The sequence below is a fragment of the Halorubrum sp. Atlit-26R genome, from assembly GCF_003666015.1.
Lineage (GTDB): Archaea > Halobacteriota > Halobacteria > Halobacteriales > Haloferacaceae > Halorubrum.
Genome location: NZ_QPLT01000011.1, coordinates 28530 through 48947, shown reverse-complemented (window position 1 = coordinate 48947; position 20418 = coordinate 28530). Strand labels below are relative to the sequence as shown.

The window sequence follows — 20418 nt, the reverse complement described above, 5'->3', positions numbered from 1 at the left end:
CTCGACCCCGAGTCAGACGACGTCAAGCGCGCCTGCGAGCATATCTCGACGCCCGGGTTCGCGTACAAACTCATGTGTACCGACTGCCGGCCGTTCTACACGCTCCCGGTTCGGAAAGCCGACGACCCGCCGACTGTCACTCGGTGTGCCCAGTGCGGGCGGAAGCACTCGATGGACAGCGTCAGTATCACGAAACACGATCGCTATGAGTGACGACGAACCCCGAACGACGACGCTCGGCGAGGACGACAGCGGCGAGCTGGTCGCGATCGACTGGCCCGACGGCGACGTCGAGCAGATGCTCCACGGGCAGATCCCGACCACGCCCCAAGCCTCGGGCGACCGAGGCGACAGCCACACCGACGAGGTCGGGCCGGTCCCGCGCGTCTCGGATCGCGGCGGCGTCTGGAGTCGAATCGACCTCCAGTCGTTCACGCTGAACTCGACCGAGCTTGCGACGACGGTTAAGCGGTTCCGCGACGAGATGTACCGGAACCAGTTCCCGGTGCTGACGCCGGCGTTCGCCGTCCGCTGTACCACCTGCGGCACGGAGTACGACGAGGAGCGCGACGTCTGCGAGGTGTGTGGAGAGGCCAACTTCGAGACGCCGTCGCGAGCCCAGAAGGAGCGCCTCACCAACCAGTTCGCCTCAGTCAACGACGACGGGCAGTCGCTGGCGTCGCTGATGAAGTACGAGGAGGACTATCAGGCCTTCAACGGCGTCTCGACGATCCTCGCACGCCTCCGCTACCAGCACGTCGAGAGCGAGACGCAGGTCGCAGGCCGGACGGTCGAGTCGACCGGGCGGTGGGAGGCGACCGCGATCGAGGAGCTCGTCCACGCCGACCCGAGTCGCATCCGGCCGGTCCTTGACGAGCAGAACCGACAGGGCGGGTGGTGGACGTGTCCCGCCCACCGCGAGGAGTACTGGGAGGAGGACGCCCTCACGTTCGAAGAGGGTGCCGACCACCCGATCGAGGTCTGCCCGGAGTGTCATGCCCGCCTCGAGGAGGTCGGCTACGCGGAGGTGAAGAGCCAGCGAAGCGACGGCGTCGAGCGGCTCTTCCTCACGCACGAGGTGATCGACTGGGCGCGGCACTTCCCCATCCTGAACGGGCTCGACGGCCGGTCGCCGATCCTCCCGCTGATCAAGCTCCAGGCTATCCTCCAGTGGTCGCGGAACTACGAGCTCCAGTACCTCAACCCGCAGAACGACCAACAGCTTCCGGACAAGTTCCTCGTCGCCTACGGGAAGAACGTCCGGTCGAGCCTGCGGGCGTCGCTGACCGAGGAGGAAGGCAAGAACCCGTGGGAGGAGGGCCGGCTCATGTACGAGGGGAGCCCCGATGACGTCGAGATCGACATCCTCGACCTGTCGACGTCGGCCGGGATCAACGGGCGCGAGCCGATGGTCGAGCGGCTCATGTCGCAGATCCGCGCGATGTTCGGCGTGACCGACGCCTTCGAGAACGAACTCTCCGACACGGGCGGGCTCAACGCCGAGGGGACGCAGGTCGAGATCACGAACAGCGCTGTCGCGAGCGCGCACCAGGACACGAAGGACAAGGCGCTCGACGCGCTCTGCCAGCTCATCGAGCGCGTCGACGGGCACTGTGACTGGGAGCTCGCGTACGTTGCCCCCGAGAGCGAGGACGCGTCGCTCTCGCCGCTCGAAGTCCTCCAGGGCATCGAGAAGGCCAAGCAGACTGGCACCGCGGTAGCCGTCGAAGACGGGCAGCTCCAGATCCCGGATCAAGAGATCACACCGATGGACCCCGACACCACGGCGCCGGAAGACGAGCCGCCTCCTGAAGACGACGGCGCCGACGGTGGCGACCCCGCCCCCGACGCCGGCGCCGCGGACCCACCCGACGACGGCGACGAAGCGAACAGCCCCGATCCTGACCAACCCGATTCCGACCCCTCTGACTCCTAGCCATGACCGATACGACGCTCGCCCCGATCGAGAACAGCGCGCTTCCACTATCCACGCTCGTCCGCGCCGTCGCCGACGACGTCGAGCAGGTCGCGACCACCGACGATCTCCAGCAGCACGCCCCGACCGAGGGCCGCGTCGCCGAGGTGGCGGCCGGTACCCGCCCCAACGACGTCTACGTCGGGACGGGCGACGCGTGGGCGCTCGTCAATTCGGCGGTCGGCATCGAGGCGACCGTCTTCCGGTCGACGCCGCAGGACCTGACCGCCGGCGATGCGCCGGCGCCGACCGACGCCGGCGTCCAGGCCGCGCATGACGGCACGGGCACGCCGCCGGCGGGGACGTACACGTCGGACCCGCCGAACAACCAGTGGGTCGGCGCCGACGACACCACGTCCGGGACAACGATCGCCTACTGATGAGCATCCGTGTTCTCAACCAGCCGGCGGCTGACGTCGACCACAAGGCGGCGGTCGGCCAGTCCGTCGAGCCCGACGGCCCGGTTCACGACCGGCGCATCACTCGCGAGGACGTCCCGGACGAGTGGGAGCACGCCGTCTTCGAAGCGGAGAACTTCATAATCGAGGGGCCCGCGTCGGTCGAGATCGTCGACCGGAGCGGCCAGCAGATCCAGATGGAGGCGGTGGCTGACAGCCTCGACCGCTACCTCGAGAGCACTCGCGAGCCGGGGATCATCTCGACGCGACACGACGACGTCCCCGTCGGCGTCCCCGTCTGGGAGTGGACTACCGACGAGGGCGTCCACTACGAGACGACCGTTGAGGACGAGGAGTTCACGCTGGTCGCGAACCTCGGCAACGAGACAACGAAGAGCAAGATGGCGCGACTCCGCTGTCTCAACGGTGACTACGGCGGCTACTCGGTCACCGTCTACTCGAATCAGGAACACCGGCGGAACGACGGGACGCGAGTCACGGTCGACTGCGACCTCCACGCCGTCACGCTCGGCCACGAGAGCCAGGTAATGAACCCGGCCGCCGACTTCGACGTCGTCGACTTCAAGCACGGCGGCGTCCTTGAGGCACAGATTCGACGGCGGCTCCGGCGGCGCCGGAGTCTCGCCGGCCGGGTCGAAGAGCACCTCTGACTGACGGCTGAGAAAGACGTGTCGCGTCGGCGGGACGCGAGACAGCGGCTGACCGCCGCCATCCGGAAACCGGTCATCGATTCTGAGCGCACATGGACATCTTCGGGAGAACCCCGACCGTCGACGGCAAAGCCCGTACGGTTCTGGGTGATCTGTCTGAGGACGCCTCTCCGTTCGAGATCCTCCAGACGGTTGACCAGAAGGCGGGCGACGACGTCGACCGAGACGCAGTTGTACAGAAGATCCGCACCCTGGACGAGTCGGTCGACCAGAAGCTCGCCACCATTGAGGGCGACGACGTCGACCAGAAGGAGATGCGAACTGCGGCCGGCGTGATCGCCGACCGCACGCGCTTCTCCGAAGAAGGCGCCATGGACCTGCTCTCGGCCGCCGCCGAGGCAGCCGACCACATGGAGCCGATGCGGTTCGTCGACGAGTTCGACGCCCTCGCCGCGGACGAGCAGCTCGACGGCGAACTCGACCAGCGCGCGGAAACCAACACCCCCACAGCAGACATGGAATCCAACGACAACACGACTCCGGACGACCCGGATGTTGACCAGAAGCAGGAGAACGACCAGATGAACCCCATCGACCTCGTCGAGGAGATCGGCGACTCGGACGCCCGAGACACCGTCGAGAACTACGCCGAGTCGGTCGGCAAGGACACGCAGGAGGCCGCCGCCGAGTGGGTCTCCGAGAACGTCCCCGGCGTCAGCGTCGAAGGCCACGGTGACGCTGGCGGTGACGACACCTCCGGCGCCGCGCCGGAGGGCAACGTCGACACCGCGGGCAACGACCCGGACGACGATCCCTACGAGGAGGACGTCGACCAGATGCTCGAGGAGAAGGTCGACCAGAAGCTCGGCGACCTGAACATCAACGAGCGCGTGGCCGACGCGGTCACCGCCGACGAGGTGATCAACGAGATGGCTGGCGAGGTCGCTCAGAAGCTCTCCGACGACGAGGACCTGGCCGACAAGCTCGTCGACACGGTCGACCAGAAGGGCGACTTCGCGACGACCGACGACACCGTCGTCACGGCACCGAGCGGCGACTCCCAGACGGTCGGTGAGGCCGGCGCGGTCACCGGAGGTGATGACGCATGAGCGGTGCTGAGGCCCATCCCTTCATGTCCTACGCCGGCGGGCACAGTCCGAGTCGGTTCGTCGAGAGCAACGTCGTCAGCGACGTCCCGCTCGACTGGGACGACGGCCTGCTCCAGCGCGCCCAGTACGACTCCACGACCGAGGCGCACGTCAACGCCATCTTCACGGCGACGCTGTACGCCCAGTACAATCAGGAGCACAACTGGTACAACGCGCTCTCGCAGGTCGACCGCTTCAACGCCTCGCTCGAGGGGCCGGTCACCGCGAAGGCCTACCGCGCGGCCACCAACCCGGTCGACCTCCAGACCCACACCGAGGGCGGCCAGGTCCCTGACGGGAACACCTTCGGCGTCGAGGAGGTCGAGTTCGACCCCAAGCGGTCGGACGCCGTCATCGAGGTGTCGGACCTCCAGGAAATCTACGCGGCCATCGAGGACGCAGTCGGCTTCGAAGAGTTCTGGCAGCTCCAGCAGGAGCAGCTCGACCTCGCGATCGACCGCGACGGGCTCGCCCAGCCGGTCATGGCTGGCGACCCGCAGTACGATGCGACCGACCAGATCACCAGCCTCGATCGCGTCATCGCGTCGAGCGACGAGGAGGCCAACGCGCAGGACCCCAACGGGACCGCCTACAACGACGGCGATCTCGACTACGGGAACATCGACCGGTCGAACGACGACTGGGCGGACTCCTACGTCGACTTCGACGCGTCGAGCGTCCGCCAGCTGACCAACGACCTGTTCTCGGGGTTCCTCAACTCCTTCAACGAGTTCGCCGACGTCGACGTCTACAGCGACACGGCGATCCTGACCGGGCACGACACCGCCGGTGTGCTCTCGGAGCTCGCTGCCGAGCGGAACAACGTCCGGAACAACGCCGCGATGGCGGACTACGTCAGCGAGGACGTCGGTGACGCCGAGACGATTCGCGGACTCTCCGGGACGGCCCGGTTCCGCGACTACGACGGCATCCCGATCGTGGCGAACCAGCACGCGATCAAGCACGGCGACATCTCGTCGATCTTCATCGTCCCGACGGACACGATCCGCGGCCAGCCGCGGCTCGCGATCGAACAGTTCCAGGAGCCCTACGTCGAGACGGCCGGCCGTGGTCAGTCGCAGGGCTACCTCGCGACCGGCAACTACCGGGACGAGGCGCTCATGAAGCTCGACCACGAGGCGGTCAATCGGGATTTCGCATCGGCGGCACTTCTGAGAGACATCGGCGAGTAACCACATGAGCGACCGCGATACTACTACCATCAGCGTTACCGCCCTCATCGACGGGACGCAGTACGTCCACACCGTCGAGGGGACGCACTGGCGTCGCGACAACGAGCGCACGGTGTACGTCTACAACGACGACACCACGGCGCTCGAGCTCGACGCCGAGTACTTCGTCGGCGCGATGCGCGAAGACAGCGTCGAGACGGCAGTCACAACTCAGTAATCACCACATCATGCCCATCAGTACTCTCCCGAGCGCACGCGAATTCGAAGAGAAGGATCACGCCGAAGTCGAGTTCGTCGGCTTCCGCTACATCGGCGACGAATCGACCAAGGTCGACCGCGACGTCCGGCAGCGGGTCGGGTACAACGGGCCGCCGAAGTTCCAGGCCGGTCGCGTCTACCTCGCGCTGCTGCCGACCTACCTCGACGCGAATCACGTCGAGAACAGCAACATCGGCGTCCACGCCCTGGAGTCGCGCAGCGACTTCGAGGTGATCTACGACCCCGAGCGACTCGCGGAGGCGCTGCTCGACCAGAACTACCTCCCGCCCGAGGCGTTCTACGAAGGGTTCGACCGCTGGAAGCGCCAGAAGGTCATGGAGAAGCTCGACCTCGACGATGTCGGGCGTGTGTTCGAGAAGGACGACGAGGAACCCTACCGCAACCAACTCCGGGCGATCGCCGGCGTCGAAACTGACGACGAGGCCTCGATCTCCACGCAGCGCTCCGACGAGTACACCAGCCGGTTCTCCCGCTCGGAGGCGTCGGAGGTCGTGAAGGTGCTCCGGCAGGATGCCGACGAGATCGACCTCCGGACGGCCGGGCTCACGGACATGGCTGACTACCTCACCCGGTTCGACCCGTCGACGGTCGAGACCGCGGTCGACGTCGTCGACGGCGACGCCGACGAGGCCGACCTCGAGATCTCGCGTGTCGACGAGAGTAAGGACGAGACGGAAGGCAGCGACGAGGAGACCAGCAGCGAGGACGGCGCCGACAGCGAGGCGTGACGCCGCATGTCTACCGGTGCTGACCCGATCCGGTACGCCACAGCGGATGAGGTCCTCCTCGCCCTTTCGGCCGACACTGAACCGGCGACGATTCCGGATCACACCCGGGAGCGAGCCATCAAGCGCGCCGCGAGCGCGACGGAGAAATGGATCAACCGCACCGGGCGGGCGTTCCATCCCGTGCGTGTCGGCGCCGTCGACGAGCCGCGGAGCTGGGAAGTCCACGACGTCCAGGACGCGAGGTCGTGGTCGCCGGCGAAGGTCATCCTCGACAACGCCCGGCCGGTGCCGTTGGACCCTGCTGAGGGTGACGCCATCGAGATCCGCTCTGGGCGCGACCAGTGGGATGACGTCACCGATGAGGAGGGCGATGCGTGGACACTGGACTACCGGCGTCGGCGTCTCCGGGTGTTCGAACGACGCCTCGCCATCACGCCTCGCGACGATCCGAACACGAGTTTCGTTCGGCTCACCTACCGGTACGGGCCGCTCGGTGAGGAAGTCCAGATCAACGAGGACAACGTCGTCGAGAGCGCGCCGCCCGACGTTCGCGAAGCGGTCGCGGCGAAGGCGGCGTCGATGCTCGCGCTGAACGACAACACGACGCTCGACATCCCGGACGACGGCCAGCTGACCAGCCGGGCCTCGCGGAGTGAAGCGCTGAAAGCAGCGTACGAGGAGACGGCCGCCGAGTACAGTGGCTTCTCACCGCTATGACAGACGCGACCAACACCGAGAGTGACGTCGACGAGGGATCTTCGGGGACGACAGAGACAGACTACCGCTGGAAGTGGCTCTCGACCATCTACGCGCTGGTGTACGGCCTGGGTGTTCCAGCGTGGGTCCTAACTCACGGGACGGCCGACATCGGCGCCGTGTGGTCGTCAGCCCTCGCGCTTCAGTGGGGCGCTGTCGCCGTCTACATCATCGGCCCCGAGAACGTCCGCGCCTGGAAAGAACTTCGTTCGGGTGGCGGTCGTGAGACCGACTGATGGCCTCGCTCCCGAACTTCGAAGCGGATGCTCGCGAGGCACTTCTCGACGAGCTCGAAGACTATGCTCGCGAGGAGATCGCACCGCATGTCCAAGCCCACGCCCACGAGATCCTCCGCCAGTACGGCCAACGGAACGACTACGACGTCGAACCGATCATCGAGGCCGGCGAGACAGAGGTTAGCCGGCGTGGTGACCGTGTCGTCGTCCGCTTCGGCTGGCCTGAGCCGGCGATCTACTTCGAGCGCGGGACAGTCGAACACGTCGTTGAGGCGAAGAACGCCGACGTGCTGTCGTTCATCTGGGAGGACGCCCCCGAGTGGGTTCGTGAGGAGTTCGAACCCGAAGGCGACGGCTACCGCGTGTTCCTGCCGAAAGTAGAGGTCGCCGGCCTCCCCGAGTCCCGGTTCATCCGAGACACGCTCAACTGGCTCCACGCTGAGTTCCGATGAGACACGAGATACAGTACCTCCTCGAGGACGTCCTCGGGCCGGTCGTCGACGCCCAGCCGGCGGACCACCCGCTGTTCCGCGTCAACCGGGACGACTCGACGGTCTACGAGACGGGCGACGAACTCGACATGCAGGCGCCGATCCAGACGCGGAAACAGCAGCTCCAGCGCGCCAACTTCGTCGGCGTCGCGAGCGAGACGACCGACCTGACGCCGGCGGGACCTGGGCAGCGCTACGACCTTCAGGCGGCGACGTCGCTTCGACTGGAGGGGCTGTCGGCCGCCAAGCGCGGCCATATCGACCACCCGGATGTCGACGCCGTCCCGTTCGAGGCGCTCTTCCGGGACGTGTTCGACGCCGTCCAGGGCGCGATGTCGTATCCCGATGTTGGGCGCCCCGGTGTCTCCTATCGCGACCTCACGGTCACCAACATCGACGACTCGCAGTCCGACCACTCGGACTTCTACCGCGCCGAGTTCGACGTGCTGTTCCGCGGTTACACCGACACCCCATGACAGAATCCATTCATACGACGAATCGAGGTGAACAGTAGTGCCCGGCGCAGGGTCCGCAAACGTGGCGTTCACAACGGAGCCCGAGTTCGGCGCCGGACCGGGAACAGATCCGACCTGGACACAGCCCGGGATCGACGTCAACGTCACCGACCTCTCGGTCCAGCAGGCACTCGAACGCAGCCGGCATCCAGACAGCCCGCTCCCGCAGGGATCCCGTCCGCGGGACTTCGAGGGCGGGATCGGGATCGAGTTCACGCTCACGGACGCCAACTGGCACGACTTGGTGTTCGCTGACGGCGGAACTGCGCTCCCGGAGGAAGGAGTCAGGGCGCCGTCGTCGGCGTGGTACTTCGCGACCACGCTTCCGGACGGGACGACCGAGCCGCGGACGCCGACCGGGACGATCTTCACCGACGCGGAGGTCCTCTACGAGCGTGCGGCGGACATCCGCGTCTCGCTGACCGGTATCTACGGCTTCGAACCTGACGACCTGACGGCGCCGGCTGACGGTGCGATCGAGCAGCCGTCCAGCGAGGACGCGTTCAGCTACCACGGTGCGTCCTTCTCTGTCGACGGACTGAACCAGCCGCTGATGCAGAGCGCGACCATCTCGCTGACGGGGCTGGCGCGGTTCCGGCGCGGCCAGGGTCGGCATCCGTACAACGCCGTCACGGGCGCAATCGAGCCGGCATTCTCCACGGACGCCATCTTCACCGAGCGCGACCAGCTCGCCCTCGCCGTCGACGATGTCGACGACAGCGACTACGAACAGATCGGGAAGGTGTCGGGCGAACTCACCTTCGAGAACGGGCAGGGCGACACGATCGAGTACGCCCTCGACGACCTCCAGCCGACGTCCTACAGCTGGTCGGACCTTGTCGCCGCCGACACCGACCTCACCGAACCGATCGACTACCACGTTACGAACGTCACGCCGACGGTCACCACCGCCTAAGATGCTCACCACACAGACCATCACGATCGAGGGCGCTCGCGCTGAACTCACCGAGGGAATCGAGGCCATCGACGAGGCGCTCGACGAGCTCGACGAGGACACCGACGAGGCGGCGGCACTCCGGGATCGACGCGGGACGCTCACCTACTGGCGGAACGGCCTCGACTGGCAGACGTCCGAGGGCGACTGGACCGCCGAGACGGAGCTCACGATCGGCGCGATGACGGCCGGCGAGGAGGCCATGATGCATCGCGAGGTGCCTGACCAAGTCGGCGACGACGAGTTCCGCCTCTGGTTCGTCGCCGCCAGCGTCGAGGGGGGGCCGTTCGTCGAGGACGAGCTCTCGGACACGTTCGCGAACGTCGCCGGCCTCCACCCGGCGGTGGTGAAGTGGGTCGAAGCGAAGGCGAACAGCCTCGGGACGGCGAGCGACGAGGGAAACAGGTCCAGCAAGTCATCGCCGGCGACCGACAGCGAGGCGACCTCGACGCCCGCGCCCGACTCGACTACCTGATCGTCGTGGCGCTCGCCCACGGCCTGTCCTACGACGAGGCGCTCGCGACGCCGACGGCGTACCTCGAACTACTCGCTGACTACGCTGCCTCCCAGCCCCTATGAGCTTCGGAACAGCTGCTGAACTCGATCTCGTCGTCTCCGACCGGGCGCTGCGGAACGTCCGCAACCAGATCGAGTCGGAGCTCGGCGCCGTCGAGATGGGCGTGACCGACGGCGGCACGATGTCGGCGCAGTCTGCTCGGGGCGGGGGTGGCGGGTCGCGTCGACGTCGGGAGTCGCTCCGGATGGAGCGCTCGCGGACCGAACACCTCGAAGAGGCTGTCGCGTATCTGGAGGACATCGATGACATCCTCTCAGAGGGCGGTCTCGGAGGCGGCGCGGGAGGGCTTGTCACCGAACTGGTCGGCGTCGCTGGCGAAACCGCCGGCGATGCTGCCATCGAAACCGGCGGCACCGTCGCCGACGCCGTTTCAGACGTCCTAACCGGGACCGCGGCATCCGCGCTCGGCAACACGATCAGCTCCGCGATCACGGGCTCGGAGGTGAGCGTCGAGGAGACGACTCTGTCTGTGGAACGGCCGGGGTGGCTCGACGAGCTCGGCGGTGGCCGCACCGTCCGGATCAGTCCTACGTTCGAGCCGACGTTCGAGGCGCCGGACCTCGGTCCGGAGATCAACCTCCCGGACCTGCCTGACCTCAACCTCGGTATCCCCGATCAACTGGCAGTCAACCGTGAGCCGCTGCCAGTCCAACGAGATCCGCTTCCGGTCGAAGCCATCGACCCGCTTCCCGTGGAGGATGTTGGCCCTATCACGGTCGCCGTCGAAACGCGTACTGGACGTCCGTCAGCATCGACGGACTCCGGTTCAGGCTCCGACCCACCAGGTGGCGTCCAACTCGGCGGCGAGACTGGTATCACGCTCGGCCCCGGCGGTATCCAGGTCGGCGGTGACGACGGCCTCACGTTGGGGCGCGACCCGGGCGATCCGACTGGGACGCAGTCTGGATCAGGTGAGTCGACGTCGGCGTCGGCGCCGAGCCGAGAGGTAACTGTCACCCACTCGCCGACGTACAACGTCGACGTCGACCCACGCCGACTCGACTCGCTGGCTGACCGCATCGTCTCCGAGATCGAGGACGGTGTCGAGCGGGACATCGATGCCCTCGAAGACGACCTCCAAGAGCTCGAACGCGACCTCCAAGAACTCGAAAACGAGATCACTCGGTAGCCTTGGACCCAGCCTTATGAGCCCGCTCTCGCTACGCTCAGACATGAACCAAACGGCCGTCCGCGCCGTCGTCGGCGCCGGCGCCATCCTCGCTGCGCTCACCGTTCACCTCCGGGTGATCAGCCCGGCGGCCGCGCTGTCGGCAGTCCTCCTCGTCGGTGTGACGAGCGGCGTGACGGCGGCCGTCGTCGCGAGCGTCGTCTCGGAACGTGACGCAGAGCTGACCGAGATCCGCCGGACGCTCGCCCGGATGCGCGAGGATCAGGTCCGTGCGAAAAAGCAGTCCGAGGCGCTGATCGTCGACGAGCCAGACGAGTAACAAGAGTCATGCCGAAAGGAACGCACGTGCGAAATATGGCAATTGACGGAGAGCGCCCCGACCACGAGGACGAGGCGGAGATGCTCCCTGATGAGGCGGCCGTCATCGCCGAGCGGATCGACTCGCTCGACGAGCTCGACCATGATGACTACCGTACGACCGAAGAAGCCGCTGAGCGTCTCGGGATCGACCTCGACGCCCCGGACGAGTAACGACCGCCGCGCGGCAGTCGAAGCACTATGTGTATGGCGCATACCAAAAGGACTACACAAGTGGTAGAGGGTCTAAGGCGCCAATCAGCAGTGTCTTCGAAGGGAGCGCTGGATTTATTTAGCGCTGTGACGAAACAATTGCTGGGTGACGGGAGCTATCAGACTCCCAGTGAGCTATAACCACCACCCATCCCACGCCACCAAGCGAGAGTCTGCGTAGACCACACCCAAGTCGCGTATCCGGCCGCGTGATATCACCTCAAGGGTATCACGCTGAAAATCGGATACGTGGGGCTGGGAATAATCCAACCATGGACTCTCGCTTTCTGCGAGGCGATAAAATGTCGAGACTCGTAGTGCCTGTTAGACACTACGTCCTTACGAATTAACGTAGGTGTACGATCCGAGAGCGAGGATGACGTACGTCAGAGCCCAGATCGGACCGGCGTAGACCAGAACTCCGAAGGAAACCACGACGGCTGCCGACGGAGCAGCTGGTACTTCGATTAATCCAACCATGGATTAACTCGCGGATCGTCTATCCACTGGCGGCTTTTGTTCACCGCTAACGACGCGTACCCTACGCTGACGGATAAGCATCCCGCCGGCTAGGTGAAAGTAAAACGAAACCGAGTCACACGGGTACTCAGCCGAGTCGATCACCGCCACGCGCCGGTTAGCGCGCACCCGTTCTCAGATACATGGCACTTTACGACAGAACAGTACTGGAAGTAGAGGCCTTCAACCGCACCGGAGTCTTCGAATTCAGGGAGCATGAGCCGACTAGAGAGATGACAAAATCGTTCCTCGTGGGTGGTAGGGGCCAGATGATCTCAGAATTATATGCTCAAGCTTCAGATCTCGACCCGACCGACATCCTCCCGGACGCGGACCCACCACGCCGGGCAGGGTACTTCGTCGACGCCGGCGGTGGGCGCAACCAGTTCACGATCTCCGCGACGGTCGGCGTCGGCGACGAAGACCTCCAGTGGGGCGATGGGTCCAGCCCCGCCGGCGAGGCGAACCAGTACGACGCGACGGGCGACGTCAACCCAGCTGCGAAGCGAGATGTCCTCTTCCGGTGGCTGGCCGAAGCACGGAGCGACTCCGGCGGACAGGTCCACCTCTACACCGGCGAGTGGTCCACCGGAGAGTACGCGGACACGGCCGGCGTGTTCGGTGAGCCGAAGCCGGTGGCGCTGCTCTCCGTCCGTGCCGAGAAGCCAAAGGACGACCCCGCGGTCGTCCCCTACACCTTCGAGTTCGAGGAGGTCGCCCCCGTTCCGAACATCGACGAACTGACCGAAGACCTCACCGACGCCGCCGAGCAGGCCGTCTCCGAACTCGGCAACCTCATCAGCGATTCCTGACCCACCATGACGACGCGAATCTACACGATCCCACTCCCAGAGGCAACGACGCCGACCGACCAGGACGCGCTCGGGACGCAACTCTCCGAGCAGGGCGTCCTCGGCAGCGACGCGATCGTCGACGCGCTCTCGTCGGAGGCGGCCGATCTCACGCTGATCGGCCAGTACGCGCTCGGCCCGTATCACTCCGAGGTGGTCGCGACCGAACTCGAGGAGCTGGCCGACTCCGCGATCGGCGCCGTCTCGCTGTACGGCGGGGCCGGGTCGCGGTCGGGGTACTACCAGATCCGGAGCGCGGACGTCGAGCCAGTCCATGCCGCCGGGCGCGACATCTGGGAGTGGGAGCTCTCCCTGACTGCGAATGGGACACGAAAGTCACAGTTTCGCGCCGTTGAAACGGCGCCCTCGCAGCCGGATCCAGGACACCCGTTCGGCAATGGGATGTCGGCACTCGTCGGCGTACCCAGTGCTGCTCGGCAGGTTCGGATCGTGGACTCGACGTCGGACCCGACCGAGCGGATCCGCCCGACGCCCGTCGACACGGTCTCGGGTGCGCTCGGCGACGTCGACCGGTATGATGTGGCCGACGTGGCGATCGACGAGCCCGTGCTGTTGTACGACGTGCCGCCGGACGCGCAGGCCGACGTCGATGTCCACGTCTACGACACGCGCGGGCGCGACGCGAAGTTCCTTGAGAGCGAGGACGGGCGCGTCCGGATGTGGCAGTCGGTGTTCGCTCGCGACCACGAGTTCACCGGCAACGTGGTGTGTTCGAACGGGCTGGTGCGGATTCGCGTCGACGAACCCACCGCCGCTGATGCGACGGCCGCGCTCGACGTCGAGGCGTGGGATGCGGGCGCCTCCGAGTGGATGGCCGTCGACCTCCCGTCGTACGCTGATGGAGAGTTGGAGACGCAGTGGGAGCCCGTTGACGTGGATCTCACCCATATCGGACAGGCCTCGGTGCGAGCGCAGGTGGAGTTCGAGGCGGTCGCCGGGACGAACGAGGGTGACGTCTACGCGCTCGACGTCGAGCTGGAGCGCGGGCGCTCGGACGTGGAGGTGTGGGTGCCCGACAGCGTTGCGGAGCTGCCGCCGCCGGACCTGGAGGCGCTGCTCGAGCCGGCCGCGTCGCCATCGATCGTGGACAGTGGCGCCGACCAGGGGCTTGTCGCGAGAGAGGAGGTGCGTCTGTAGATGCCGACCTTTGAGACGACGACCGACGCCGACTGGACCGTCCCGACGGGCGTGTTCGAGCTCGACGTACGGTTGGAGGGCGAGAGTGGCGAATCCAGTAACTACGGTGGGCTCGTCGAAGGGACACTCCCGGTTACTCCGGGCGAAACGTTTCTCATACGCGTGTCGCCCGGCGGTGGGGAAAACAACGCATCCCCGCCTCGCGCACCCGGCGACGGAATTTGGATAGCGCGTGGCGGGACGGCCATCGAAAACCGCCTCGCCGCGGCCGGCGGCGGGGGTGCGGATGCCGACCCACCAGATAGCTTCGGAAACGACGGCGGAGAAGGTGGAGCAAACGTTGGCGAGGACGGCGGGCAGGATTCCAGCTATTTTACTGGCGGTCGAGGGGGCTCGCAGACCTCCGGGGGGAAGGGGGGCCTGAGTGCCTATGACGGTGATGCTAGCGGTGGCGGCGACCCCGACTTCCCGTATGGCGGCGGTGGCGGTGGTGGCTACTACGGCGGCGGTGGCGGGGCGAGCGATAATTATTACGCTGCCGGCGGCGGCGGCGGCTCAAATCACGCTGAAGGGTTAGCCCAAGTTGATCGCAACGAGCGCGGAGGGTCATACCGGGACAACGGCGACGGGCCGCGTGTACAGATTACGTATGAACCCGCCGCGCCGACGCTATACACGGGTGATACGAGTGACACCACTATAGACCTCTCGTGGGGGATTAATCTCCCGGCCGGGGTAGACAGCGTTGAGGAGTGGCAGTTATACCGCGACACGTACCCCGGGACCGACCGCGCGGACTACACGCAAATCGCAACCTACCCGCCCAGCACGACAAGCGACACCGACACCGGCCTTGATATGGCGACGACCTATCACTACCGTATCGGGGCGGACGTACTCGCGCCCACGCTTGACGTGGAGACGGTGTCGACGACGAACGTGACGGACTCATCCGTTGATCTGACCGGCGACCTCGTGAGTCTCACGGACGCCGCGAGCGCCGACGTGAGGTTTGCGTACATCGGTGGATCGGAGACGACATGGAGTGAGACCGCGATCCAAACGCTGTCGTCGCCACAGACGTTTAGCGAGACCGTCACTGGACTTTCTCCCGAGACGGCATACGTCGGGCGGGCCGTCGGCGACGCAAGCGGGGCGCAAGACGTTGGCGGGGTTGTGACGTGGACGACAACATCATAACATAATGCCAACTTACCAAACAGACCTTTCAACCGAGGTCCAAGCAACGACAACGCTGCCAGCGCCCGTCCTCGACAGCGTCACGGCCAACACGTCGACGATCGACGTGGTCTGGGCGGCAAGCCACACCAAAGGCCAGACGCGGATTGAGTTCCGCGAGGCCGGTGCGTCGGCGTGGACGACCGGCAAAACCGTCTCCCGCGACGCCGAGAGCGCGATCCTCACCGAGGTTCCCAACGGCACGACGTTCGAGGTGCGCGTCGTCGCGACGACGACCGACGCCGACAGCCCGAGCAACACGTTCACGGACACGACAACGCTCCCAGACGAAGACCAGCCCGTCCTGCTCAACGGCGTCGAGGACGAGGTCGGCGTCGACCGCGAGAGCGCGGTCACAAACGCGGGCGACGTACGGCTTCAAATCCGCGAGACGGGGCAGTCCGCGTGGGACGCATCGGCCGTCGGCTACGCCGAGCAGACGGTCGCGTACGACACGCTCACGACGCAGTTCACCGGGCGCGAGGACGGCGAAGAGTACGAGGTCAGGGCGCGGACGGAGACAGACTATACCACCGGCGTCTGGACCGACCCCACCTCGATCATCACGAAGTTCCCCGGGTCGAACAACCTCTCCGTGACGATCGTCTCGTCGACGGCGGCTGAGCTCGGGTGGGACGACAACGCCGACAACGAACTCGGGCAGTTGGTCGTTCGCGAGCGACGCCTCCCTGACGGGAGTTGGAGTCGCGAGCGCGTCATCGAGGATGTCGGGCCCGACACAGAGACGTTCACCGACGATACGGTCCAGCCGGACCGCGAGTACCGGTACCGCATCCGGTCGTTCACCGACGACACCGAGGCCGACAGCAACACCGACACGGGCGAGACGCCCGCGCTCGACGGCGTCCGGATCGGCCGCGTCCCACCGAGCGGCTGGAAAGTCGAGGTTGAGCACCCATCGGGTGAGACCCTCTCGCCGACGGTGCTCGAAGACGCCGAGTGGAACCCGCGCCTCAACAGCCAGCCCAAGATCCGCGTGCCGGTGCCGCGCTCGTCGACGTGGGAGGACGCCGACGTTGAGGGCTCGACGATCCGCGCCTGGAAGGACGGCACGCGCCTGCCGATCGACGAGCTCCAGACGGTGGAACGCGACGAGACGCGCGACGTCCTGATCGCTGTCGGTGGGACTGCCCTCGAGGACGACGTCGACGGCATCGAGTACCCCGAGGCCGACGCGCACGTCGCTGCCGAGGAGGTCATCACCGAGGAGCTTGGCTGGGTCGCGAACGTCGACGACCCACAGACAGACGCCCGCGATGACGTCCGCCTCTTCCAAGCGAGTGACTCTCAGGACTTTTCCGACGCCATCGAGGGCGACGGCGATCCCTTCCCGCCGACGTCGCCGCTGACGGTCGAGAACAATGAGGTGTTCGCGGAGGCGACCGGCTGGTTCCGCGAGGCCGAAGCCGCCGACGGGAGCGGCGTGGTCAACACGACCCAAGGCGGCGAGTGGTCCGGCGGCGGGTCCGTGCGGCTGTCGTCTGGCGACCGGCGCGAAGTGAACTTCAGTCCATCGTACACCATCCCTGAGGGCGAGGCGAAGGCGGTCATCGTCTACGGCATCCCGACCGGTGAGGCACCCGGCCTAGAGTTCACGCGAATCGATCCCGACAGCTCGGAGACAGTCGTCGAGTCATTCGGCGAGGGCGGGATCAACGACACCGGCGGGCAGTTCGAGCTGGGGTCGTTCGAGGTGACGCTCAACAACGACGGTCCACTCACCCCTGGATCCTACTCGCTAGAGGTGAAGATCCCGGTAACGTCCGGCGGCGAGCTCTATCTCGACTTTCTCCACGTCCGTGACGACCGCTACCCAATTGATGAGGATATCGAGCCCGTCGACGACGTCGTCACCGGCTGGCAGCAACGCCCCGCGAGTATCGACGTCGTGTTCGACCCCGTCACGTCGGTCGAGCAGGTGGTCGCCGGCCAGCTGGATGTCACGCTCGCGAACGGTGGCGCGCCGAACGCGCTCGCACTCCGAAACGACCAGACCGCGCCCTGGAACGTGGCGACGGACACCACGTCGTTCACGACCGACTTCGCCGACGCCACCCAACTCCTCCAGGCGCGCGTGACGCTCGGCCGCGAGGACTCCGGGACGGCCTCAGGCGAGTTCGGCGACGAGCCCCACCGGCTGGAGTTCCTTGATCTGTTTGCCGATCTCGTCAACACGCCCGTGCTGCTCGACTTCGTCCATCGGGGCACGATCGAAGACCTGCTCAATCGGATCGCCAACGCCGGCGACTTCATCTGGGAGTTGCGGCGGGCGCCAGCCGCGGACGCCGAGTACCGCATCGAGTGGACCCAGCCCGGCCAGCGCGTCGCTGACGCCGAGCCGACGCTTGTCTCCTTCACCGGCCGGCGCTCTATCGAGGAATCGTATCAGCGCGTCATCGCCGAGGGGAAGACCTCCCGCGTGGAAGGCGAGACGTTCGTGGCTAACAACTACGGGCTCAACGTCGGGCTTGCGGAGGGCCCGGTCGACACGGGCTCGGAGACGGTGTACGACGTCGGCGACCGCTCGACGCAGTACGAGCGCAACATCGACTACACGATCGGGCACTCCGAAGGGTCGATCACTATCCTCGAGGGCGGGTCGATGACGCCCGGCGTCGAGTACGCGATCGACTACGAGTGGCGCTTCGAAGGCGAGTACGCCCAACCCGCCGTCGACGATCCGGACACGCTTCGCGAGGAGTTCCCCGATGCGACGTCGAACCGCGAGTGCGAGCAACTGGCGCTTGCCGTCGTTCGCGAGGTGGCCGAGCCGCTCGAAGAGGCGGAGGTGACCATCCGGGAGACGGACCCGAGTCGGTCGCTCGTCGCGTCGATCCCGGCCGATGAGCTCCCGTTCGAGGGGCCGCTGGAGGTGCGCGACATTTCGAGCGACGCCCGCGAGGTGACGCTGACGCTCGGCAGTCGGGAGACTGCGGGCGACGTCGTCGACGAACTCCGCAACCGGCTCTCAGCAGTCGCGCGGAACGTCTAGGACCAGATCAGATCGGATCGGATCAGACCAGAATGCGATACCGGGGATGGCAGCCCGGATCGCGTTGATCTGCCCGGAGGATCGCGGGCAGGCGATTGGATGGGGGAGGGCAGATCAAAGAGAGCGGAGGGAGCAATCTCGCTCTCATCAGGGACCTATGGTCCCTACCGACTCGTAGTGAATTGACTCTTCAAATTCGTTTTGATCTCGACTGAGCTACATCGTCCGCACACGGAGTCACGGAGACATCGGAGAATGCGGGGCCGGGCATGTCAGGCGGCCCCGCACTGCGCCGCTCTCACGTCGGGTCAGGTAAGCCGACGGGTATGGAGCGAGAGCGGCGTGTTCGGGAGATGGTCTGTGACGTGGGCTGACTAATCCCGCTCCCATCAGGGACCTAAGTCCCCATTTGCCAGATCGTGAACTGACTATTGAATAAGTTGTGATCCCATCTAATGCCCACCACCATCGACACCCTGAGTCGCATCGCTATCCAGAACGCCCAGCTGCTCGCGCCGGCGCTCGCGCTCGCACTCTTCCTGGTTGCGCAGCACTACCTCGACCGGTGGCCCGACCTGTGGCGCGCCCGGCGGGTCGTCCTCCCGGTCGTGGATCGGCTCGCCGACGGCGACTACGACGACGAACTCGACGTCGTCGACGAACACACCTCTATCGATGTGTTGGCCGCGGCCGACGCGCTCCCCGAGAAGACCGGGCTCCAGCTCAACGCGCGGACGCTGGTCGGTACGATCGACGCGCCGCCGAGTGAGGTCCGAGCGGAACTCCGGTCGATGTCAAGAGTGTACCCCAATACGCTCGCGTCGATCCAGTACGACGTCGACGAGGAGACGGGCGAGCGCGTCTGGGAGGTCGGCTCCTACGCCTACCGGCCCGAGGGCTTCTTCGGGATGTGGCAGTACCACGTCCGGCTCACACCGGCGGTAGGCGGGCGCCAAACGCGCGTTTGGAGCCACTACGAACGCTCCGCGTGGCGAGCGCCCGTCCGGCACTACCGGGGCGAAGGGTGGGATGCCGAGGAGGGCGTCCGCGAGATCGCCTCGCTGTTCGCGAGCGACGAGCGATACACGCCGAGCGACCGAGGAACCGTGCTTCTCGGTGGCTGACGAAACACTTCCAGTCAACTCAATACTCTTTTACGCTGGGACACGTAGATAAGAACGCCTCGGAGCATCGTAACCCGCTCCGAATGGCACACCACGAGGTGGTCTCCAAGATGGAACACCACGATCCACCGCGATAGGGGGCCGGAGCTGATCCGGCTGCGGTGAAAACACGTCCTGCTGGGCGTACCTCGTGTCGTGTCTTTTCGAAATGAGTACAGGTATGAATGCCCCGCAGAGCGGGGCCGAGGAACGTCAGTCCTCGGTACTCCTGCCTCGGAACCGGTGACCGAACTCCCGAGCAATCAACCACGTGGTCAGCAACGCAGCCACCATCATGGCGACGCCGAGAGCAGGGTACCCTGCCCAAAGCAGAGCGAGACTTCCTTTCGTGGCGATGATAGGGGTCACCGCCAGTCTGCTGGGCGTAGTCATGCGTGTCTTTCGCCGACGTCGCTTGCGCTCAGCCGACTCGCGGCCTCTTTTTCACTGCCGCTACCTGTTGAGAAATAACCACTTGCGTATCAACGTTACCGTTCGCGGGGTGGCCTATTCTCGCCCAATCAGTCGCCGATCTCCTGCGCCTCGATGTCGACGCTCGCGGAGACGCCACACGAGCGGTGGATATGCTCGATAGCAGTATACTTATTTGAGTTCCCTTGTTGGACAATCGATATGTCCCAAGCAACCCTCTTTCATAACCCGCTAATTCGGTGGGGTATGCCGGTAACAGGTGCTGCTGTCGCTATTGGAATCGCCTTTTTCATCCTCGATGACCGAACCGTCCAGCTCGCTATCGTCGGCGTCGCAGCGCTTCACCTCCTCGTTACACCGCAGATCCTGAAGCGGGCCGCCCGAGAAGCGTAGACGCAGCCGGCTGACAGAACACTCATACA

22 protein-coding genes are annotated in these 20418 nt (G+C 65.8%); all 22 read left to right on the top strand.

From position 1 onward, the window contains the following. The first annotated feature begins 205 nt into the window (after positions 1-205). Positions 206-1936, top strand: a complete 1731-nt coding sequence (locus DVK07_RS12835) for a hypothetical protein (RefSeq protein WP_121597440.1) — start codon at positions 206-208, stop codon at positions 1934-1936. 2 nt (positions 1937-1938) lie between these two features. Then, entirely contained in the window at positions 1939-2355 is a 417-nt protein-coding gene (locus DVK07_RS12830) for a hypothetical protein (protein WP_121597439.1), read from the top strand. Then, positions 2355-3044: a hypothetical protein gene (locus DVK07_RS12825; protein WP_121597438.1), complete on the top strand. Its 690-nt coding sequence runs from the start codon at positions 2355-2357 to the stop codon at positions 3042-3044. The genes DVK07_RS12830 and DVK07_RS12825 overlap by 1 nt, the downstream gene beginning before the upstream one ends. 92 nt (positions 3045-3136) lie before the next feature. Beyond that, positions 3137-4153 carry a hypothetical protein gene (locus tag DVK07_RS12820; RefSeq protein ID WP_121597437.1) on the top strand — a complete coding sequence of 339 codons (1017 nt, stop codon included), beginning with the start codon at positions 3137-3139 and terminating at the stop codon, positions 4151-4153. Next, on the top strand, positions 4150-5385 hold the full coding sequence (locus DVK07_RS12815; RefSeq protein WP_233565423.1) for a hypothetical protein: 1236 nt from the start codon (positions 4150-4152) through the stop codon (positions 5383-5385). The genes DVK07_RS12820 and DVK07_RS12815 overlap by 4 nt, the downstream gene beginning before the upstream one ends. Positions 5386-5389: 4 nt before the next feature. Beyond that, on the top strand, positions 5390-5602 hold the full coding sequence (locus tag DVK07_RS12810) for a hypothetical protein (protein ID WP_121597435.1): 213 nt from the start codon (positions 5390-5392) through the stop codon (positions 5600-5602). A gap of 10 nt (positions 5603-5612) precedes the next feature. Next, a complete protein-coding gene (locus DVK07_RS12805; protein WP_121597434.1) occupies positions 5613-6392 on the top strand; it encodes a hypothetical protein in 780 nt (259 codons plus the stop codon). Positions 6393-6398: 6 nt separating this feature from the next. Beyond that, the gene (locus tag DVK07_RS12800; protein ID WP_121597433.1) at positions 6399-7109 is read left to right on the top strand and encodes a hypothetical protein; all 711 of its coding nucleotides are present in this window, start codon (positions 6399-6401) and stop codon (positions 7107-7109) included. Next, positions 7106-7384: a hypothetical protein gene (locus tag DVK07_RS12795; RefSeq protein ID WP_121597432.1), complete on the top strand. Its 279-nt coding sequence runs from the start codon at positions 7106-7108 to the stop codon at positions 7382-7384. The genes DVK07_RS12800 and DVK07_RS12795 overlap by 4 nt, the downstream gene beginning before the upstream one ends. Next, entirely contained in the window at positions 7384-7836 is a 453-nt protein-coding gene (locus tag DVK07_RS12790) for a hypothetical protein (protein WP_199719503.1), read from the top strand. Before DVK07_RS12795 ends, DVK07_RS12790 begins: the two co-directional genes overlap by 1 nt. Next, positions 7833-8351, top strand: a complete 519-nt coding sequence (locus tag DVK07_RS12785) for a hypothetical protein (RefSeq protein ID WP_121597430.1) — start codon at positions 7833-7835, stop codon at positions 8349-8351. Before DVK07_RS12790 ends, DVK07_RS12785 begins: the two co-directional genes overlap by 4 nt. A gap of 37 nt (positions 8352-8388) precedes the next feature. Beyond that, positions 8389-9306, top strand: coding sequence for a hypothetical protein (locus tag DVK07_RS12780; RefSeq protein WP_121597429.1), 918 nt, complete (start codon positions 8389-8391; stop codon positions 9304-9306). 1 nt (position 9307) lies between these two features. Then, entirely contained in the window at positions 9308-9820 is a 513-nt protein-coding gene (locus DVK07_RS12775; RefSeq protein ID WP_121597428.1) for a hypothetical protein, read from the top strand. Positions 9821-9920: 100 nt separating this feature from the next. Continuing rightward, on the top strand, positions 9921-11051 hold the full coding sequence (locus tag DVK07_RS12770; protein WP_121597427.1) for a hypothetical protein: 1131 nt from the start codon (positions 9921-9923) through the stop codon (positions 11049-11051). A 43-nt stretch (positions 11052-11094) separates the two neighbouring features. After that, entirely contained in the window at positions 11095-11370 is a 276-nt protein-coding gene (locus DVK07_RS12765; RefSeq protein ID WP_121597426.1) for a hypothetical protein, read from the top strand. 35 nt (positions 11371-11405) lie between these two features. Beyond that, positions 11406-11582, top strand: coding sequence for a hypothetical protein (locus DVK07_RS22685; RefSeq protein ID WP_158603154.1), 177 nt, complete (start codon positions 11406-11408; stop codon positions 11580-11582). An 827-nt stretch (positions 11583-12409) separates the two neighbouring features. After that, on the top strand, positions 12410-12952 hold the full coding sequence (locus DVK07_RS12760; RefSeq protein ID WP_233565422.1) for a hypothetical protein: 543 nt from the start codon (positions 12410-12412) through the stop codon (positions 12950-12952). 6 nt (positions 12953-12958) lie between these two features. Next, positions 12959-14149 carry a hypothetical protein gene (locus DVK07_RS12755; RefSeq protein WP_121597424.1) on the top strand — a complete coding sequence of 397 codons (1191 nt, stop codon included), beginning with the start codon at positions 12959-12961 and terminating at the stop codon, positions 14147-14149. Next, positions 14150-15349, top strand: a complete 1200-nt coding sequence (locus DVK07_RS12750) for a glycine-rich protein (RefSeq protein ID WP_121597423.1) — start codon at positions 14150-14152, stop codon at positions 15347-15349. A 4-nt stretch (positions 15350-15353) separates the two neighbouring features. Beyond that, positions 15354-18401, top strand: coding sequence for a fibronectin type III domain-containing protein (locus DVK07_RS12745; protein ID WP_121597422.1), 3048 nt, complete (start codon positions 15354-15356; stop codon positions 18399-18401). A 455-nt stretch (positions 18402-18856) separates the two neighbouring features. Further along, the gene (locus DVK07_RS12740; RefSeq protein ID WP_121597421.1) at positions 18857-19525 is read left to right on the top strand and encodes a hypothetical protein; all 669 of its coding nucleotides are present in this window, start codon (positions 18857-18859) and stop codon (positions 19523-19525) included. Positions 19526-20242: 717 nt separating this feature from the next. Then, positions 20243-20389, top strand: a complete 147-nt coding sequence (locus DVK07_RS12735) for a hypothetical protein (protein ID WP_233565421.1) — start codon at positions 20243-20245, stop codon at positions 20387-20389. The last annotated feature ends 29 nt before the right edge of the window (positions 20390-20418 follow it).

What these genes read in the sequence shown, in the direction of transcription:
- DVK07_RS12835 (WP_121597440.1), top strand. Translation starts at nt 206, where the DNA reads ATGAGTGACGACGAACCCCGAACGACGACGCTCGGCGAGGACGACAGC.
- DVK07_RS12830 (WP_121597439.1), top strand. Translation starts at nt 1,939, where the DNA reads ATGACCGATACGACGCTCGCCCCGATCGAGAACAGCGCGCTTCCACTA.
- DVK07_RS12825 (WP_121597438.1), top strand. Translation starts at nt 2,355, where the DNA reads ATGAGCATCCGTGTTCTCAACCAGCCGGCGGCTGACGTCGACCACAAG.
- DVK07_RS12820 (WP_121597437.1), top strand. Translation starts at nt 3,137, where the DNA reads ATGGACATCTTCGGGAGAACCCCGACCGTCGACGGCAAAGCCCGTACG.
- DVK07_RS12815 (WP_233565423.1), top strand. Translation starts at nt 4,150, where the DNA reads ATGAGCGGTGCTGAGGCCCATCCCTTCATGTCCTACGCCGGCGGGCAC.
- DVK07_RS12810 (WP_121597435.1), top strand. Translation starts at nt 5,390, where the DNA reads ATGAGCGACCGCGATACTACTACCATCAGCGTTACCGCCCTCATCGAC.
- DVK07_RS12805 (WP_121597434.1), top strand. Translation starts at nt 5,613, where the DNA reads ATGCCCATCAGTACTCTCCCGAGCGCACGCGAATTCGAAGAGAAGGAT.
- DVK07_RS12800 (WP_121597433.1), top strand. Translation starts at nt 6,399, where the DNA reads ATGTCTACCGGTGCTGACCCGATCCGGTACGCCACAGCGGATGAGGTC.
- DVK07_RS12795 (WP_121597432.1), top strand. Translation starts at nt 7,106, where the DNA reads ATGACAGACGCGACCAACACCGAGAGTGACGTCGACGAGGGATCTTCG.
- DVK07_RS12790 (WP_199719503.1), top strand. Translation starts at nt 7,384, where the DNA reads ATGGCCTCGCTCCCGAACTTCGAAGCGGATGCTCGCGAGGCACTTCTC.
- DVK07_RS12785 (WP_121597430.1), top strand. Translation starts at nt 7,833, where the DNA reads ATGAGACACGAGATACAGTACCTCCTCGAGGACGTCCTCGGGCCGGTC.
- DVK07_RS12775 (WP_121597428.1), top strand. Translation starts at nt 9,308, where the DNA reads ATGCTCACCACACAGACCATCACGATCGAGGGCGCTCGCGCTGAACTC.
- DVK07_RS12770 (WP_121597427.1), top strand. Translation starts at nt 9,921, where the DNA reads ATGAGCTTCGGAACAGCTGCTGAACTCGATCTCGTCGTCTCCGACCGG.
- DVK07_RS12765 (WP_121597426.1), top strand. Translation starts at nt 11,095, where the DNA reads ATGAACCAAACGGCCGTCCGCGCCGTCGTCGGCGCCGGCGCCATCCTC.
- DVK07_RS22685 (WP_158603154.1), top strand. Translation starts at nt 11,406, where the DNA reads ATGGCAATTGACGGAGAGCGCCCCGACCACGAGGACGAGGCGGAGATG.
- DVK07_RS12760 (WP_233565422.1), top strand. Translation starts at nt 12,410, where the DNA reads ATGATCTCAGAATTATATGCTCAAGCTTCAGATCTCGACCCGACCGAC.
- DVK07_RS12755 (WP_121597424.1), top strand. Translation starts at nt 12,959, where the DNA reads ATGACGACGCGAATCTACACGATCCCACTCCCAGAGGCAACGACGCCG.
- DVK07_RS12750 (WP_121597423.1), top strand. Translation starts at nt 14,150, where the DNA reads ATGCCGACCTTTGAGACGACGACCGACGCCGACTGGACCGTCCCGACG.
- DVK07_RS12745 (WP_121597422.1), top strand. Translation starts at nt 15,354, where the DNA reads ATGCCAACTTACCAAACAGACCTTTCAACCGAGGTCCAAGCAACGACA.
- DVK07_RS12740 (WP_121597421.1), top strand. Translation starts at nt 18,857, where the DNA reads ATGCCCACCACCATCGACACCCTGAGTCGCATCGCTATCCAGAACGCC.
- DVK07_RS12735 (WP_233565421.1), top strand. Translation starts at nt 20,243, where the DNA reads ATGCCGGTAACAGGTGCTGCTGTCGCTATTGGAATCGCCTTTTTCATC.